21 protein-coding genes are annotated in these 17,248 nt (G+C 52.2%); 1 reads left to right on the top strand and 20 read right to left on the bottom strand.

The window, feature by feature from the left end; all coding sequences use genetic code 11:
- Positions 1–5 precede the first annotated feature (5 nt).
- From AB8818_RS20090 to AB8818_RS20000, 19 genes are all read right to left on the bottom strand, one after another.
- Positions 6–596, bottom strand: a complete 591-nt coding sequence (locus AB8818_RS20090) for a tail assembly protein (protein WP_371200000.1) — start codon at positions 594–596, stop codon at positions 6–8.
- Positions 597–653: 57 nt separating this feature from the next.
- Positions 654–1,064: a hypothetical protein gene (locus AB8818_RS20085; RefSeq protein ID WP_336222970.1), complete on the bottom strand. Its 411-nt coding sequence runs from the start codon at positions 1,062–1,064 to the stop codon at positions 654–656.
- Positions 1,065–1,093: 29 nt separating this feature from the next.
- Positions 1,094–1,804, bottom strand: coding sequence for a C40 family peptidase (locus AB8818_RS20080; RefSeq protein WP_371199999.1), 711 nt, complete (start codon positions 1,802–1,804; stop codon positions 1,094–1,096).
- A gap of 1 nt (position 1,805) precedes the next feature.
- Positions 1,806–2,564 carry a phage minor tail protein L gene (locus AB8818_RS20075; RefSeq protein WP_371199998.1) on the bottom strand — a complete coding sequence of 253 codons (759 nt, stop codon included), beginning with the start codon at positions 2,562–2,564 and terminating at the stop codon, positions 1,806–1,808.
- On the bottom strand, positions 2,561–2,899 hold the full coding sequence (locus tag AB8818_RS20070) for a phage tail protein (RefSeq protein ID WP_088475345.1): 339 nt from the start codon (positions 2,897–2,899) through the stop codon (positions 2,561–2,563). Before AB8818_RS20070 ends, AB8818_RS20075 begins: the two co-directional genes overlap by 4 nt.
- Positions 2,899–5,871 carry a phage tail tape measure protein gene (locus AB8818_RS20065; protein ID WP_371199997.1) on the bottom strand — a complete coding sequence of 991 codons (2,973 nt, stop codon included), beginning with the start codon at positions 5,869–5,871 and terminating at the stop codon, positions 2,899–2,901. The genes AB8818_RS20070 and AB8818_RS20065 overlap by 1 nt, the downstream gene beginning before the upstream one ends.
- Before the next feature lie 235 nt (positions 5,872–6,106).
- On the bottom strand, positions 6,107–6,454 hold the full coding sequence (locus AB8818_RS20060) for a phage tail protein (RefSeq protein WP_371199996.1): 348 nt from the start codon (positions 6,452–6,454) through the stop codon (positions 6,107–6,109).
- A 73-nt stretch (positions 6,455–6,527) separates the two neighbouring features.
- On the bottom strand, positions 6,528–6,983 hold the full coding sequence (locus AB8818_RS20055) for a phage tail protein (protein ID WP_371199995.1): 456 nt from the start codon (positions 6,981–6,983) through the stop codon (positions 6,528–6,530).
- A gap of 13 nt (positions 6,984–6,996) precedes the next feature.
- On the bottom strand, positions 6,997–7,407 hold the full coding sequence (locus AB8818_RS20050; protein WP_371199994.1) for an HK97-gp10 family putative phage morphogenesis protein: 411 nt from the start codon (positions 7,405–7,407) through the stop codon (positions 6,997–6,999).
- Positions 7,404–7,781, bottom strand: coding sequence for a hypothetical protein (locus AB8818_RS20045; protein WP_371199993.1), 378 nt, complete (start codon positions 7,779–7,781; stop codon positions 7,404–7,406). Before AB8818_RS20045 ends, AB8818_RS20050 begins: the two co-directional genes overlap by 4 nt.
- Positions 7,771–8,112, bottom strand: coding sequence for a phage head closure protein (locus tag AB8818_RS20040; RefSeq protein WP_023315892.1), 342 nt, complete (start codon positions 8,110–8,112; stop codon positions 7,771–7,773). Before AB8818_RS20040 ends, AB8818_RS20045 begins: the two co-directional genes overlap by 11 nt.
- On the bottom strand, positions 8,112–8,438 hold the full coding sequence (locus AB8818_RS20035; RefSeq protein WP_279992475.1) for a head-tail connector protein: 327 nt from the start codon (positions 8,436–8,438) through the stop codon (positions 8,112–8,114). Before AB8818_RS20035 ends, AB8818_RS20040 begins: the two co-directional genes overlap by 1 nt.
- Before the next feature lie 31 nt (positions 8,439–8,469).
- Positions 8,470–9,630 carry a phage major capsid protein gene (locus AB8818_RS20030; RefSeq protein WP_023315890.1) on the bottom strand — a complete coding sequence of 387 codons (1,161 nt, stop codon included), beginning with the start codon at positions 9,628–9,630 and terminating at the stop codon, positions 8,470–8,472.
- 3 nt (positions 9,631–9,633) lie between these two features.
- Entirely contained in the window at positions 9,634–10,314 is a 681-nt protein-coding gene (locus AB8818_RS20025; RefSeq protein WP_371200002.1) for an HK97 family phage prohead protease, read from the bottom strand.
- Between the two features lie 17 nt (positions 10,315–10,331).
- Complete coding sequence (locus tag AB8818_RS20020) at positions 10,332–11,609, bottom strand: phage portal protein (RefSeq protein WP_279992477.1); 1,278 nt, start codon at positions 11,607–11,609, stop codon at positions 10,332–10,334.
- Complete coding sequence (locus tag AB8818_RS20015; protein WP_371199992.1) at positions 11,609–13,345, bottom strand: terminase large subunit; 1,737 nt, start codon at positions 13,343–13,345, stop codon at positions 11,609–11,611. The genes AB8818_RS20020 and AB8818_RS20015 overlap by 1 nt, the downstream gene beginning before the upstream one ends.
- The gene (locus AB8818_RS20010; protein WP_047174718.1) at positions 13,299–13,763 is read right to left on the bottom strand and encodes a phage terminase small subunit P27 family; all 465 of its coding nucleotides are present in this window, start codon (positions 13,761–13,763) and stop codon (positions 13,299–13,301) included. Before AB8818_RS20010 ends, AB8818_RS20015 begins: the two co-directional genes overlap by 47 nt.
- A 131-nt stretch (positions 13,764–13,894) precedes the next feature.
- Positions 13,895–14,239 (bottom strand): HNH endonuclease signature motif containing protein, encoded by a 345-nt coding sequence (locus AB8818_RS20005; protein ID WP_047716573.1) that lies wholly within the window; start codon positions 14,237–14,239, stop codon positions 13,895–13,897.
- Positions 14,236–14,823: a hypothetical protein gene (locus AB8818_RS20000; RefSeq protein ID WP_371199991.1), complete on the bottom strand. Its 588-nt coding sequence runs from the start codon at positions 14,821–14,823 to the stop codon at positions 14,236–14,238. The genes AB8818_RS20005 and AB8818_RS20000 overlap by 4 nt, the downstream gene beginning before the upstream one ends.
- A gap of 111 nt (positions 14,824–14,934) precedes the next feature.
- Between AB8818_RS20000 and AB8818_RS19995 the strand changes: the two genes are divergently transcribed.
- Positions 14,935–15,453 (top strand): hypothetical protein, encoded by a 519-nt coding sequence (locus AB8818_RS19995; RefSeq protein ID WP_371199990.1) that lies wholly within the window; start codon positions 14,935–14,937, stop codon positions 15,451–15,453.
- A gap of 141 nt (positions 15,454–15,594) precedes the next feature.
- On the opposite strand, the gene AB8818_RS19990 is transcribed toward AB8818_RS19995, so the two are convergent.
- Positions 15,595–17,052: a glycosyltransferase family 2 protein gene (locus AB8818_RS19990; protein ID WP_371199989.1), complete on the bottom strand. Its 1,458-nt coding sequence runs from the start codon at positions 17,050–17,052 to the stop codon at positions 15,595–15,597.
- Positions 17,053–17,248: the final 196 nt, after the last annotated feature.

The raw sequence follows: 17,248 nt of genomic DNA, 5'->3' as shown, positions 1-17,248 counted from the left end.
ATTATCTACTGCTGATCTTCGACATAAATTCCGGCTGAGATAATTGCTCCTCCGATTCTCCGGCAACCATAAAGAAGAGGTACCGGGTAGCCCTGAGCAGCGGTGTTTGTCACGCCACCGAATGCGTATGAGGCACGGTTATCTGCGCTTTGTTTACTGGCTAATCCGGTTGGCTGAGGTGATAGCATTTGGACAACACCACCAAGGATCAAAGCGCCACCAGCTTGATAGAAAAATGGCGATGCACCTGCAAATGGCGTGAAATTTAATACCACCCCTACAGCCACTAACACCGCACCTAAAATAGTTTGTAAAACACCTGCTTTTTTACTTCCTATCGGCACTGGTACTATTCTTATAATCTCGCCCTTAACAGGAAAACCTAATTCATCAAAGCCTATATTTTTCTTGCCGCGAAAAACCGCATAAGAAAGTCCTCTTTTCTTACTCGTATTCATGAATTTTTCAAAACCATTAATCGTAGCAGATAAGGCTTTGCAGGCTTCTTGGGTTGTGCTTATTGAGCGATAATGTGTTTTACCAAAAGTCTTTCCGAGAACGCCGCCAAGTTCAATGCGTGTCATTACATCTGACATGATTCACCCCAATAAAAAAGCCACCAGAAGGTGGCCTTAAAGAATTGAAAATTAACTCTAGTTTATCGACATCGGGAGGATGTCCACATTCCCACTTTGGTCGATAAATATCCTTAAAACTCGTGGAACATTTTCTTTTATTGAAAACTCCCGCTCTTTTTTGGGTGCGCCATTACATAGGCCTTTTCCAGCAAACCCGGCTCCAATCAATACATCTCCAGGCTTTAAGAAAGCAGTGACTTTTTCCCCAGTATCAAGTTCAGCCAAATACTTACCATTGATATAGGTTGTTATTGCGCAACCACCAGCAACGAAACCTTTATCGCGAATGATAGTCACGGCAGTTGTGTTTGTTTTCTGTTGAAATTCTTTTGGTGCTGACACTTCTTTTGCATACTGCGGGAGAACTGGCTCTGTCGAACAACCAGCCATAATTAACAAAGAAAATGCCAGTAATGTTTTTTTCATATCCCTATCCCCTTTGGTTTTGCAAAAGGTTAGCACAGAGATTTGTAACGTAAAATCTTCATCGTCCTTTCCTGCCAGTAACCACCATACGGCACCCGCTGGCTCAGATGTCCATACAGGTGGTGCAGCAGCATGTTGCCTTCCAGCAGGATCCCCGCATGATTCCACTTATCGGCCTGAACCTGCATGATCACCATATCACCTGGCCGCGGAGGCCCGTCGAACTCTCTGAAACCGCACTCGTACCAGCAGTCCTGATAGAAATTGTCCGGATAATTGTTTTCCCACCATGGATAATCAACCCGGTAATCGTGTAACTCAATGCCGTGATTCTGGCGGAAATAGCTCATAACCAGCCCCCAGCAGTCAAAATGCCCAAGAACAAACGGACGCTCCAGCAGCGGCAGTTCTCCGCGCGGCTGGATGGTGCGTAAATCACCCTCCGGCCAGCTCACGATATGCCAGGGTAAAAGCGTTGCGTCGCACTGCGCTTTATCCAGTTCGCTCGGTTGCGTTGTGGCGTCAGGGTGACTGTGAACGATGGCGATCACCGTTCCCCAATCCTCAGCAACTGCGTAGTCTTCGGGGCAAAGGACAAAACTGTCCTCCGGCGCCGCGGCAAGATTCCGGCACGGGAAATAACGTTCAACGCGGCTTTTCTGCGCCACCACGCCGCAACACTCATGAGGATATTCAACTGCAGCATGCGCCATAATCGCATCAATGGTTTTCTGACGCATATCAACTCCTGATCAAAGACGTGCCCGGGAAGCCACCAAACGAGAGTTCGTTATTTTCGCCGAATCGGAGTTTGCAGGCCGTCAGCGTGCCGTTGCATTCATCCAGCGACGGATCGCTTACCGGGTTGTTGTTTTTGTCGAAATAGTTGGTCCCGGCATAGTCGCAGCCGTCACCGGAGCGGTATTTATTCCGGATGCACCATGTACACAGGGAATGAAGCTGTCGTGTCGGGATCATTTGCCCCTGCAGGTCCATCGGGCTGGACAGAACAAATTCAACGGTTTCACCGGCAAGCTCGCCCGTTTTCCCGTCGATATACCAGACCTGCAGCTTTTCCTGAGTCGGGTCTGCTGTGGGGTTGCCGTCTGCGAAATTTCTGGCATCGAGATATTTCTCTTTTGTGTCGTGAATAGTGACTTTCGCCTGCAGCAGATCGTCATACGCAAGACACAGGGCTGAAATGGAGCTTTCGATGTTCGCAACCGTCAGGGATGGCGTTGCATTGCTCCCACTGGTTGATTTCTCCAGACCTTCCAGTTGATATGGCCAGGCGGCATATTCATTTCCCTGCCACCAGATTGGTTTCGCCGGAAGCTTGGACTCATCCCCACCAGCGGCGATGATTTCCGCTTCTGTGTGGGGAATGCTGTAATTGTGAAAGCGGAGAACGTCCGTTAGCTCAAAGGAATAACCGTCCACCTCAATCAGACGAACATCGTTTCCGGATTCCAGCTTCTGATAATCTGCGTTTAAGCTCATGGTTTAAATGCCTGGATGAATGTAGCAGTCAGCGACCAGTTGCCTCCCCCCATTGGAGATGGCTTGTACTGTTTGCAGCGGAATAGGCCTAAATCTTCCAGTGGTGGCTTCCAGGCAAAAGCCCGGGTGCCCTCATGGCGATCAAGGAACTCCTTAATCGCTTTGATATAAGACTCAATGCCAATGAAAGTAAGATCCCAGCTTTGTGAGCGAGGATTAATGCCATCACCAGAAGTCTGCGTGTAGCCGTCCCCGAACTGTGCCTCACGCGTGCGCATGGTGACGTCCTGACTCGGATTAACACGAGGGCTCCAGTTAAAGGTTTCCAGCGCCATTATCGCCTCCCGTTTGTACTGTTCCAGATTGCCCCGCCAGGGCGGAGGTCTGCCTGTATCAATTTTCGATATTGCTGAGTGACAAAATTGCCGATCTCTTTGCCGAACTGCTCGAAACCAGCCGAAGATTGAGAGCTGGTGTTCCCGTTTCCCTCAATGGTGATATAAACAACAGGTGCTGCGGCCGCCTGTTGTCCACCTCCCCCGACAGCACGCACACCAAGAGAACCATCAGAAGATCTGGTCAACGGCATGATCGCTTCCGGCCCTGCCTCTCCAAATACCCCAGCCCCCTTGGCAAATGCAAAAACCTGTGGGGAGTTGTATACGCCACCACTGTAAGCACTCAAAGATGGAGAATCGTATACGCCGCCTTTCGCGTTGAATTTCACATTCGCTGCAGCATTGCTGTATGCACCAGAAGGAGTGCTACCGGCTGAAGCACCGCCAGTAAAAGCAGAGCCAGCTGCACCAAAAATGCTCTCAAGCGCGCTGGAAAGAGCAATACGAGTGGCTATTTTCGCCAGGTCAGAAAGTACGGATGTTGCAAACTCCCGGAAGCTTAATTTCCCGCTTGTGGCGAACGTAGCCAGGGAGTCGGTCATGCCATCAAACAGCCCTGTCGCGAAGGTCGCCAACTGACTATTTGCATCACGAGCGCTATCAACCCAGTTGAGCGTGCCGCGCCTGAACCCTGCAGAATAGTCGCGCTCTGCGGCCAGTTTGGCATCGTTGCTCTGCTGAACAATCTCTAATTCCTGTTGCTTTGCTGATTCAAGATCGGACAGCCTCGCCTGAAACTCAGCAGATGTCTGGTCAGTAAAATCTTTCTCAAGAGCAATTCGGCGCTGGTTAAAACGGTTCTCAATAGCGATACGTGCCTGGGAGTTTGCTAATTCCCTGTCGGATTGTGAGTAGGATTGCAGGCTCTGCGTTGCCTCACGCCTCATTGCCGCCACTTCTTCCTCCCACTTTTTACTCTCCTGCTGGTATTTCAGTGAGGTTTTACGAAGAGCAGCTTCTTTCTCAAGTTCGACGTTTGACTGCAGCTGAGAACGAATCTGCTCCTGCATGCTGACAAGGCTTTGTTGTGCTTTTGTCAGTTGCTGACCTTTCAATCCGGCGATTTTTTCATTGAAGGCCACCAGCTGCTGGGCTGACTGGGTCAATCCTTCGGTGGTAGACGCCTCTTCTCTCAGGACAGCATTTCTTTGTTGAGCCTGCTCAAGCAGTCTCTGACCTTCGGTCTGTTGGCCTGATTCCGTTTTCTTTGGATGCTCTTTTTTACTGGCTCTGTCGAATTCATCATTTATCCCTTTAAGAATCCGTTGATATTCCTGAGAGTCAGTGTTGTAGATACTATTATTGAGTTTTTTGATGGCCTCGGCGCGCCTCTCTGCAGCAGTTGTACCGGCATCAAGATAACTTTTCAGACCCGCGCTGTTTTTAATCCGCTCATTCTGAGCTGCGGCGGTTGCAGCAGCGATATCAGAAGCCAGCTGGCTCGCCATATTCCCCAGCCGTTTATTTACCTCCTGGGTTTTATCGATCGCACCACCAAGGGCAATAACAGCCTGCTCACCTGCTGTACCCCACGTATTGCCGAGGTTTTTCACCGTTTCTGAGGTTTTGTCTACCTCAATACCTAACTCTGAAAGCCTCCCCTTTTCAGCCTGAATCGCGGTATCGATCAGCAACTGGCTGGCCTGGGCTGCCTCGCCTCGCTGATTAAGCGCCAGTACCTGGCTAATTATTGAATCACTCAGCGCAACGCCTGATGATGTGAGCTTTTGCATCGCAGCGACCGGATCGCCCCGCAGGGATGCAAGATGGGTCACCAGGTCCTGTGCATTACCGCCTGCCTGCGCATAGGCATTCGCCAGGGTGGCAACGTCGGTCAACAGCTGGCCGCTAAAGCCCGCTTTGGCTGTTGCCGTCACCGCATCAACAGAGGTCTCCGTACCACCGAGCTCTGCATTTAGCCGCTTCAGCTCACCAGCGGAGATCAGCGCTGACGTTTTCAGATCGAGAATGGCGGAGTTTAGTTTTTTGGTTTGCTCTTCACCCTTTTTGAACTCGCTGTAAAGCAGTGTTCCACCTGCAGCAAGCAGCGTCAGGCCGATCCCGACTGGCCCGCCCAGCAGGCTCAGTGCTGAGCTCAGTGCGCGGCTGCTAGTCGCTGCAATTCGTTGAGAGATTGACAGCTGAGTATTCGCAGCGGCAGCTGCCTCAGTTGACGCAACAAGTGCTGCTTTGCCGCCATTTTCCGCCAGCTCGGCCGCCGCCACCGCCGCCTTTGCGGTTTTCAGTTTTTCGAGCGCACCGGCTTCCAGACGGTTAGCCTCAATGATGGCGCGCTCATTTTTAAGGTGCTGGTCCTGGTAGCTGACGTTCAGCCCATATTGTTTATTAACCGCCGCCTGTTTTGCGTAATACTCGTCAAGCGCAATAGCCTGCTCGCGCTGCGCCTGCGCAGCAGCAATGGTTTTCTCAGCAATGGCGACCTTGCCGAGCGCCGCCTGCTTTTCTGCCTGAGCAGCTGCGATCTGGTTTTGAGCAGCATCGGCCAGCTCTGATGCCGCTTTGCGGGCCGCATCCTGCTGCGCCTTCCAGCCACCAGCGCTGCTATCCAGTTCGCCTTTTAGAGAGTGTACAGCCGGGATCAAAGCGTTGATGATGCTGCTGCTGGCAACGTTGCTCCCTGCGGCCACCTCATGCAGTACATAATTCAGTTGCCCGGCGCCACGCGTAACCCCGGTAAACTCATCAGAGTTTGCGGCAGGAAACCCGATGCCCTTCGCCGCGGCTACCGTTCGCGCGATGGCTTTTTCAAGCTCGCCTGCCTGCGACGTCGCCTGGTTATTGAATTTCTTGCTGGCCTGCCCTGCTTTTTCGTATGCGTCAGTGATCTGCGACTTGAAAGCCGCTGAATTCAGGTGCAGGGCAACCGACAGGCTTGCAACATCACTCATTGTCCAAGGATCCTCATAACGTCGGCGCACTGACTGGCCTGATCAGTGGCAGGTTGAATTGTGGTTACCGGAACTGGCAGCTCCGGCTGCGTGTATTCCACGGCGTGGCCGGTGAGAGATAGCCAGGCCTGCCAGTGGAGCAGGATATCTGCAGGAAGGCTGGCAATTTTTCGAGGGTCCGGCTCCCCGAGGCGATCGGCAAGGGTGTACATAGCCATCAGCCAGGGGGAGTCCATCAGTTTTTTTTCGCTTCCTCCAGAGAGCCCCAGCTATGGCGCTGGATGGTCTGCAGGGCATCAATAAGGGATGCATTAGAGCGCGCTTTAAGCAGCTCATCGGGCGCCGGAAGGTTTTCTGCCGGAATAGGGTTGCCGTTCTCATCCACGATCGCGCTGAGGATGAATGACGCGGTGGACATTGCCATACCCAGAGAGTTGTTTTCCGCGCGCAGCTGTGCCTGTTTCTCGTCATATTCCTCCAGCTCGAAGGCTGTCAGACGTCGGATAAAGACTTCGGCACCGAGGATAGTTACGTTGTGCTGGCTTTTCTCCGGGGCAAGCAGGCTGGATTTAAGATCGTCCATCAAAATTCTCCATTAAAAAGGCCGCAATGCAGCGGCCGTAAAAGGTGGTTTGCGTAATGTCGTCTGTTGGTGCTTAGCTACCCGGCGTGTTGTAGCCCCAGGTGATGTTGTTCTGCTTGCCATTAACCGTAACCTGAATTACTTCGCTGGCCGGGGCGGTGATTTCATTCAACTGCCAGCCGGAGAGCGCCATAATCATCGTCGCGGTACGACCGTTCGGCAGCTCAATATAAAACTGCACTGTTTCGCGCTGCTCAGCAGCATTCAGGAAATCGGTAAAGCTGGTATTGGATGGGTCATCGACGAACCCAAGGGATTTTTCCGGCCCTTCAGCCATATCTGAAAGGAACTGCTTCTGGGTGTCGATCAGCGTGGTACAGTCGACAAAGGAACCGGTCGCACCAGTAGCGCCAAGTGCCTTACAGTTAACCAGGGGTAAGAAATCAGTAACTGCCTCTCCTGATTTTCCCCATTTAACTATGGTTCCCGCGGGAAGCATCGCGTATTCCGGTGAGCTTTTATCAGCCATATTCTATCCTCATTTAACGGTTATTTTCGATCCCCTCACGGATACGGACCGAGAGAACACGCAATATTTTTGCGCGGTTGTAATCGAGCGCCGGGCGCATGAAGGGATTGGCAACCTGTTTAACGGTGCCAAACTCCTGCGCCAGTGCTTTCATGGTGTGTTCTTTTGACGGGCCGACACGGATAGTCACAACTGTATTCCAGCGTGCATCATTCATGCGGTTCCTGTAGGTTGCCTTGATGCTGTCGCGCATGTGGGGGCCAGGGCTGCTTTCGTCGTAGCCCGCATGCTGCTGCATGTCCTCGCTGACGATTTCCATAGCCTCCTTGCCTGCCTGGCCGAGCACTTTAACGGCAAGTTTTTCTCCCAAAGCTTCGAGCTGGCGCTCCAGCTCCTGCAGACCTTTAACTTCCATTCGGATCATGTTGCATCCTCCGGACAGTAAAAGATGTAGTCACGCGCCCGCCGGTACTTACCGCCGTCATCTGGTTCAAAGCTCTCCCGGACTCCCTGCCGTTCTACGTACTGGACGGGATAACCACCAATATGACCGTGCTGTATAGTTTCCCAGAGAGCCCACAGACTCTTATCCATTTCCTCTGTCCTGCTGTAGAGGGAAGAGACAAAGGCTATCTGGTAGCGAGCCGCCACAATTTTCGTGCGAATGGTGCCAGTGACAAGCCGCGGATCGCTTATAAGCTGTAGCGTCACAAATTCGCTGTCCGTTTGCGGGCCGATCAGTGGATAAACATTCACGCCAAGAAGTGCTTCTACCGCGCTTTTTATTTCAGGGAACACGAGTGAAATCCTCCATACATAGGACTTCAATATTGCGTCTGTCGCGCGTGGGCAGCGGTGCAGTCACAGTAAAAACGCGTCCTTCTCCCTTATTTGTTACCTCAATAAAGCGAGTAACCGTAGCCCGAATATCATCCCGGTATCGCATGAAAATTTTTGTGGTAACGTTGGAGCGTTCGGCGCTGCCACTAATAAAATCCCGCCCGGTAACGGCGCGGATATCTGCCGCGACAATGCCCTTACTCTTCCAGCCAATCAACTGACCGAAATTGTCACGGTCGTCAGTCTTTACTTCTATCCGGACACGGTGCCGGAGTCGGCCAGGTTCCATCAGGAGCCCTCCCCCTGTTCAGCCTCACCTCGCCAGTTACGACAGGCAAACATCAGATTTTCTGCCGCCACATTTGAATAAAGCTGCACTTCTGTCTGACTGGTTCGGTGCTCAAACAGGTCGCCAAAAATAAGTAACATTGCCGAGACCACCGGTGCTGGAATATCTTCGGCCACTTTCCAGCGAGGTTCATCGCACCAGCGCAGGCAGTATTCAAGCGCGGACTGTGCGTAACGCTTGATCATGGAATCCCGATCATCGGTATCCATTTCCACATGCTGGCGCAGCTCTTCAATCGGAACGACATCAAGCACATTTATCGTCATTAATTAAGGGCGGGGTTCCCCGCCCCCTCCATCAGCTGCCGGATTCGTCGAAGGAACCCTTGATAAGTGCCGCCGGGCGATAGTGCGCCAGCGCCAGGCGCTCTTCGCACAAGATGGTGAGCATGTTTTTGACAAAGTTGTCGCGGTCTTCGCGGCTTACTTCGATAGTTGCATCCATGCGATCCCAGACCTGCGATGCCATATCGAAACCACCAACTGTGAAAGTGCCCTGCGCCTGGGCGCGAGTTGGCACAACTGGCAGCCCCCACATGATGTTGCTGGTGAAAGCCTGCGGGCCACCGAAAAGATAACGGCCTTCGTTGTCTTTCAGCAGCGCGATGTTATGCCAGTCGCGGGGGTTGAGAATAATGCCTGACGCGCTGAACTCGGACTCGGTTACCTGGAAAATCGCATGCGCGATAATATCGGCGCGCGTATCACCAGAAACGTTCAGGGCGGTATCATAGGCAGTTGCCACATGGTTGATACCTTCCAGGTCATCACCACTACCATCACCATTCAGCAGCTGTCGTTCTTCCTCCAGTGCCAGACCGTAAAGCAGGCGATTATTGACGTAGGACTGGAGCATCGGCGCATCATCCATCACCTGGCGGGATGCCTGGATCCAGTGGGCGATGGTTTTAACGTTCGCCGTCTGTTTGCTGAATTTAATATCTGATTCAGGCTTAAGGGCTTTTTCCGCCACGCTGGCCGCATTGTTGGTGAACACCTCTTCACGAACATATTCAAGAGAGTTGCTGGAGATTCGCCCCTGTGCCAGAAGATCACGGATGGTCAGTCGGCGAAGCCCTGGCATAATGATGCCAGGCACCTGCATCGGCTGGATGAGTGCGCCAGCCGAACCAGCATCACTACCAAGAGATTTATTGAAGGTTTTCGCTTCAAAACTGGACTTGCTGCCGTTCCAGGATTTAGTGAGCTCTTCGGCAGCACGCTCAGAGAACGATTTTTTCTCTCCGGGGTTATCCGGTCCAGATGAAAGACGCTGTTCCAGATCAAACAGACGCTGACCGGTTTTGGTCATTTCTTCATTAACCTTAGCCATGTCGTCCTGCAGTTGTTTTGACACGGTACCGTTCTGTTCGATCTGTTTTCGCTGCTCATCGAAGAGCCCCTGCAGCTTGGACTGTGATTCTTCGAGGGCTTTCTGAATTTGTGCGAGTTCTGACATATTTTATTTTCCTTTAGTCGGATTAAAGTCGTTGATGCTCTTTAGCAGAGCGCTGATATCGGGTTTGTTTGGGTCGCCTTCAGACTCTCTCCGAATGGCTGATTTGAAACGGGCTATCAGCCCTACTGACTGTGACTTGCTCAGTCCGACTGAATCCCTCAGCCAGCACTCCACGTCACGGATGGTGTCTATCCCGTCGATACTTTTCATCGAATCCACACCCGCCAGCTCGTTCGCAGGGAAAGTGCAGACGCTGATTTCTTTCAGCCAGGAGATGTTGCTGAAGATGTAGCCACCGTTAACGCCAATGCTGTAATCGTCTTTGGTGACCGAAAAACCGATGGACATACCTTCAACCGTGCCATGGATCATGGCGGCCTTCAGGTCAGAGGCTCCGCTGTGCCCTGGTGTTAACTGACCGCGAACAAATAAGCCCTTGCTGTCCTCCTGGATGCTGTCCCACTTGCCCACCGGGATCTCCCACTCGCGGTGATTGAAAAACATCGCCACTTTGCGGGTCTGTGTCTCCAGTGTCTTCTTGAATGCCCCCGGTAGGATGATGTCTCCATCCGAATCGGTGTTACCGAAGACAGAGGCGTAACCTTCGAAAATGCCCTGCTTTCCGTCGCCGGCAAACTTGATCTCCGTTTCGTCGAAAGACAGCGTTTTAATGATGTCAGCCATCATGGCCCCCATAAAAATTAAGCCCCGTCATTTCTGCGGGGCTCTTTGTTGTTGCCGAGATCGGTTATTGGTACGTATTGCGCCTGTCGCATCGCAACATCACCACCAGGAAGAGGCGGATAATTATCAAGTCGCCGCATTTCATTTATGGTTCTCAGACCAGCTTCCCCCATGGCCTTCATGAAAGCAGCACGTGACGCTGAGTCGCCACGAAGAAGCCCATCAAGATTATGCTCAGCATGATAAACACCAACCTGCTCTGGCTTCAGTAACCAGCGCTGGATTCCATTCTCCCAGCGGGATATATACGGCTGCAGGGTGTACTGCAGAAATCCCAGGTTTTGCTGCTCAATACCTGATCCCCAGCTGGTACTCTTCTCAACATCCCCTACCAGATGCGGAGGAACGCCGAAGAACCGCGCCAGTTCACTTACCTGAAATTTTCTGGAAGCCATCGTCTCGGCATCCTGCGGGCTGACGCCAATATCATGAGCCTGGAAGTTCGCTTCCAGGATCCAGAGGCGTTTTTTCACCGGGCCGCCAGCAATCTCCTTGAAGTTCTCTTCCAGCTGCGTGCGCTGTTCTTTGGTCAGCACGCGATCGCCTGTCGTCAGAATTTTGGGAGATTTGGCGCCGTTGGCGTAAAACTCTCGCTGCTGGTCTTCCATTGCCACCGCAACGCCCGCTGATTTACAGGCATGTGCAATAGGAGATAGACCGGTCAGGCCATTAAAGCCGAAGCCTTTCAAATGGAAAATTTCACGTTGTGAGAAATTGGCGTATTCATTGTCACGCTGGTAACGATAAACAATGCGCTTTCCTTCAAGTCGGACATCCATATTGGCAGACATCAGCGGCAGGAGGCTGACCACATCACCTACGCTATTTCGCTCAACCAGGGCGTAAGCATTGCCGTAGAAGCACAGCTGCATCGTCATGGCTTCACGGAACTCCTGCGCCGTCATGTACTGATTTGGCGAGTAGCGCAGCAGGCGGGCCAGCGGATTGTTCAGGCCAACCTTTTTACGGTTATCCTCTTTATCTGTTTCGAACACGTCCAGGGGTAGACAGGCGGTCAGCGTGGAAATCAGAGAAACACATCGCCAGACGGTCGATATCTGCAGGATGCGTTCATCTGTAATTTGTGAATCGCCCAGGGTGCCGCTGGCTGAAACAGGTCCGGTCTGTGAGCCCTGTTCAGGTGTTACCAGCCGTCCACCAACGAACCACGAAGCTACCCGGGCCCACCAGCCGTTATTTGTGCGCAGATCAATGCTGTAATTTGAATCGTCCATCACATGCTCAACGGTTGTGAGAAGAAATCGTCAATATCACCTTCGTCAGTGACATCACCTTCAGATGCTCCTATTGCCATAGCTGAAGCCACCACGCCATCGATACGGCCAGTGCTTTTCTTCTTGGCAAAGATGCGGTTTTCTTTCTGGTCCGCTTCAGTCACAGCGGATGCTGCATTCCAGCGCAGACAGGGGTTTGTTTTTATGATGATGTCGCTGTCGTCAAGCCGCTGTTCGAAAAGCTCGATAGAGTGCGGCATCCACAACCCTGACTCCTGGGCTTTGTAATATCCCTGACCGTGTGGGATTAAAGGGACCGATACACTGGCCTCTTCGAGCTCAGGTTCAAGATACTTAATGCGGTACTGGTCAAAGGCGATCGCTTTGATAAAAAACATCTGGGAAAGGTCGGCTATACGCTCGGCAACAAATCCATACTTCACCGCTTTGCCTGGCGTGGTGTGGATGTACCCGTCGCGCTCCCAGGCGTCATAAGGCACCCTATCCGTTTTTGCACGCTCCAAAAGTGTGTCTTTTGGGGTCCAGAATTCCACCAGCAGCTTTCTTTTTTTCGGGAAAAACAGCGCAAGGGCGGTAAGGTCCCTGCTTCCGGAAAGGTCAAGGCCACCGAAGCATTCTTCACCCTGCAGCTCATGGAGATCGAAATCCTCTTCGCACCCCATCCACACATCGCTGCTCATCCATGGGTTATCAGCATCAACCCACTGGCAGAAGTTGAGGCGGCGAACGATGCTTTCTTTCGACGGCATGCCGCGCGCCTGGGTGACCTGTTCCCTCAAATAACGGTCTGTGAAGGTGTGACCAAGCGACGGATTAGCTTTCTTCCAGCAGGATTCGTCCTTGAACGGGTCCTCACCCTCATCAAGCGAACAGATGAATGAAAAGAAGCTGTCATCCTCAATAGATCCTTCAGCAACTTTTCGCCCGTATTCGTGATAGTCATAACAGACGCTGGTTTTGTCGTGGCCGCTGTTGGTGATCATGAAAATCAACGCCTGCCGACGGCCTTTCGTGCCAGCGCGCATCATTTCAACGACCTGGTTGTTTTTGTGTTCGTGGATCTCGTCAATCAGGGCACAATGCGGGCGCGGTCCTGACTGCCCGTCGTCAGAGCTGATGGGCCTGAAGAAAGATCCCGTCTGAAGAAAAGCCAGGTTCCACTCTTTACCGGCACCACCAGATTTATTGATCCGCTGCGCCAGCGCCGGTGACTGGTCCACCATCGCCACCGCATCACGAAACAGGATCATGGCCTGGTCTTTTTTCGTGGCCGCAGCATACACTTCAGCGCGAGGCTCTTTGTCGGCTACCAGGCAGTAAAGCGCTATTCCCGCTGCCAGCGGTGACTTTCCGGAACCTTTCCCGGATTCGACGTAAACCATTCGAAATCGGCGATAGTCATCCGAGTTTTTCCAGCCAAATATCGAACCCACGATAAAGCATTGCCACGGCAGCAGATTGAAGGGCTTTCCCTCATGCTCACCGCCATTCAGCTTCAGCACTTTGGCGAAAAAGTCGATGGCGCGCTGCGCAGCTGCAGGATCCCACACCAGCCCGCGTGCGTGACAGGATTCCAAATCTTTAAGGTGACGTTTACAGGAATTTCGAATATCTGGTCCGGCAATTTCCTTACCGGAATCCACATCCATCGCGTATCGCGTTGCGGGATCAACCGAAGAACTGGTTGAGCGGGTCTTCTTCTTTTTCTCCACCATCAACTTTCACCTTCGTTCTGGCGGCCGGAGTGAGACCGAATTCAACCAGGTAGCTTTTAAAACGGCGATCGGCATCTGCCAGCATGGCGACAGCCGGATTCGCTTTGATCAGAAATCCGCCTTCTGTCTGCACGGTGTACGTTCGCCCCTCATCGGCGATTGTCAGGCGCAGCTGCAGAATGTCGGCGTAAATATCACAGAGACGTTCGAGCGCCAGCGTATCGGCAATGGTCAAAATCCCCATACCGTCCAGCAGCACGGTTAACTTTCCCCAGGCCACCTTTCCCCAGTCTGTGAGGTGCTCAGGAGGGCTAGGGATTTCTCGCGCCGGAGTGGGCTCTTTGTCGTTGAGTTTTCGTTTGCCCGGGTTACCGGTTACCACTTTCAGGTGGGTCGGTTTCGGGCGTCGTCCTGCCATCGGACCTCCCGGAAAAAAACTTTTCATTTCGCGGTTATGCACAAAAAGCACGAGCGGCGGTCATTTGCGGTAGGGGGGTTGAACTTTTACCCCTCCCCCTCCCCTTCGGGGAACGGAACACATGAGAAACGTTATCGTTTGAACCAGTGCGACGTCGGGTCGAGGGGGATGCCGCTCTCGTCACAGCCAATGATGGAACCTCTCTTCTCCATCCTCTGCTTCGTTGAGTCATGATGCTGCTTGCACAGTCCCTGCCAGTTACTACGGCTCCAGAAGAGCTTCTGGGCTTTGCTTATGGCAGCCGCATCACCAGAACGGAGCGCCTCTTTAAGTTTGTGAGGGGTGATATGGTCAACTACCGTTGCTGCTGCCACCCTTCCCTGCTCCTGACACATCACACAGAGTGGATGGGCGCGAAGGAAGACAAGGCGCTCTCTATCCCATTTGCTGCCGTAGATACGAGGCTCTTTATTCACGCAAGCCTCCACGCTCTGCGCCGCTCTGCGCGTGGCGCCGCATCGGGGTGACGCTCAACCGATTCGCCGTCGGCATGATCCACCAGCGAGTAGCATGGATAGACAACAGCGCCACCATAGGCATCACCCACGGCATAATCAGCAGGCTTGCTGCGGTCCCATTGAGACAGCACACGGCTGACGCTTTGAGGCGGTATGCTGTAGCACACGCCATGTATCAGCCGCTGAAGCGTGATGAAGTCTGCGCGTGACTTATCTGCAACAATTAGCCAGCCTGCTATCTCTTTCTGATACTGCGGTGGTCGGCCGGTGCCGAGATAAAAGCTCAGCATGTCGTCAGGGAAACGAGCCAGCCAGTCAGCTACCTTTTCGGTGAATCCATGTACCGGCAGCGCGTCGTCTTCCAGTATCACTACACGGCAAGGCTGCTCGGCTGCCCACTCGATAGCGCGCCGATGATTCCAGTTAGCGCCGTGATGACCATCATCAACCAGCAGGTGAGCATCCAGCAGCGCAGCAAGCCGTTGCGCTTGTCCTAAGCGGATGTGATGGCCGACCACCACAAACTTTATGTCTTCAGCCACCAGCGAATCTCCAATAAAAAAACCGCACAATGGCGGTTACTGTCTGTTTATCAGGGTGTTGTGCTTAACAAGTTTGAGTTAATCTCATAAAAATAATTAAGGAGTGGATTAATGGATAAAACACTAAAATACGATCGAACTCTGCAGCTTGAGGTTTTGAATGCTTTAGTAGACTGTGCACCTCGTTCATTAACATACCCACAGGAGCTTGAATTAATTGAAAAATTTCAAGATGAAGACCATTTTATTGCATGTCTTCTATATCTTGAAATGCATGGATTGATAAGTAATCCGCTAATAAAAAGTCAGACTTTAGGTGAAGGCGTTAAATACAGTTTTAACTCACACTCATGTTACATCACCGAGAAAGGTATAGATTTCTTGCTGGATGATGGCGGTTTAAGTGCCATTTTGAAAGTTCAAACTGTAAGACTTCACAATGACACTATAACTGCCCTTGAGGACATAATTCGGGTTGCAAATATGCCTGAAGATCAGAAGAATGGATTGATTTCAAAACTTCGAGAGCTTCCGGCAGACGCCATAAAACATTTGACCCTACAGCTACTGACTCAGGGGGCTCTGAATCTGCCGAGCGCAATTCAACTAATTCAAAAAGTCCTCCTGTAGGGCTAAATTCGTCGGAGGGGCGGATTAATGCAAATTTGCCCCATCCAAGCGTACTGCTAAGATTTATCCAGAACGCTTGCCGCGTGTCGGCATGAATGTAAAAGCTATTTTTGTGCATTACAGCAGTAAAGATATTGATCGTTACTTGTGTTTCCACCATGCGGCCTCCTTACCGATCCCATCAGTTTTGAAAACGGTGTGCACTTGAGGTCCGGTGATCACCTTTCCTGCGAATAAATGAGCGACAATACCGAACGCCAACATGTCACCCACCGCAGCGCCAGCCTGCTCTTTCTTCCAGAAGCGATAACTTTCGATCCGGTAGTAAAGACGGATGATGCCGTGAGCGAACGCCATTACATCAGCACGGCTGCCACCCAGCAGACCAGCGTTAAGCATCACATTATTGCGGTGCGCTTCAATGAACTCCTGATAGATACGCTCAGGATGATTCTGCTTTGCCCAGGTGTCGGCGTAGGTCTTCGGTTCGGAACCGACGTAAACATACCCGGGCTGCATTTCATCCCATGGCGCGCGAATCATTTCGACATCGGTACCATCGGTACACCAGACGAACCGGTATTCAGGGTGATCGCGTAGATGCTGCCAGATGTGCAGCCAGCGCCGGAAGTAGACGTTCATCTTCACGTCAGGAACGCGGTACAGCTCAACGTCTGCCGGGGCTGTCTGCAGTTCATCCACCAGCGCAATACGTCCACAGTTGCGCAGCGATACCGCCCATTTGCTCAGCATGTCAGGTGAGGCCAGCATTTTCGTACCGCGCTGCGGGTCAGGCTGGCTGGTCAGCAGAGTAGTGATAACCACGTCGCGTTGCCGCCGATACTCCACGTAACTGGTAAAGCCGGCATCACGCCGTTCGTTGTGAATTTTAACGTTACGTTCCACCAGCGCCTGCCGGTCTGGTTTCGGTACCGAACGCTCTACGGCCTCATGCTCATCAAGAGAATGAATCAGCTTTTCTGAATCAGTTACATCGGCATAAGCCCACGTAGTTAATCCAGCGTTATGAATGCGCAGGGCGAGATCGCTGTGTTCGTACATGCCGCGACCGTATACCGGATCGAATCCGCCAACCTTCTCGATGGCGCTGCGGTGGTAGTAAAGCATCACCCCGCGCTGACCGGTGTAAGCAACATGCTTACCATCACGGTACAGCTCCGCCATGTCGTTCAGCTTATTGCGACCAGCTAGATCCAGAAACTGGTAAGCCAGGTGCGGCTCAGGTGATTCGATGTAAGGGAGGTGCCAATCGTCAGCGATAGGCCAGGCGTCATCATCCCATAAAAACAGATGCTCGCACCCGGCATCCATCAGGGCTGACAGGCTGGCGTTCTTCGAAGCAACAATGCCGAGTGATGTTTCATGGCGAAGCAGCTGCACGCCGTGGGCAACTTCCGCTGCAGGTTTCGAACCATCATCCACAACAACCACCAGCGCACCAGCTGGCAGGTGCTTCATGTGCTGTTCGATAGCTCTTTTCAGAACGTCGGCGCGCTGGTGCGTAGTTATTGCAATGCCAATCCGCGATGAAATTGCGCAGGCGGGCGCATACGGGACACCATCAATAGTGACCTGCATTTGATTTTCCTTTTAGGCGTGAGCCTGTCGCACGACAAAGCCGCCGAAAGTTAACGGTTTGCCCAGGCTCACAGCTGAAAGACTTTCTTTGATGTGCGCGTGCGATGCGCTTGTAGATCAAACAATAAGTTAATAGATTTGATTAGCGCCTGATTTGAGGGCTATTCTCGGATGGTTTTGTCTAATGGGTATCAAC

Source organism: Enterobacter sp. KB-280D8 (genome assembly GCF_041399405.1).
Classification (GTDB): domain Bacteria; phylum Pseudomonadota; class Gammaproteobacteria; order Enterobacterales; family Enterobacteriaceae; genus Enterobacter; species Enterobacter cloacae_N.
Note: the sequence above shows the minus strand (reverse complement) of the source record. Positions and strands in the feature narration are given on the sequence as shown.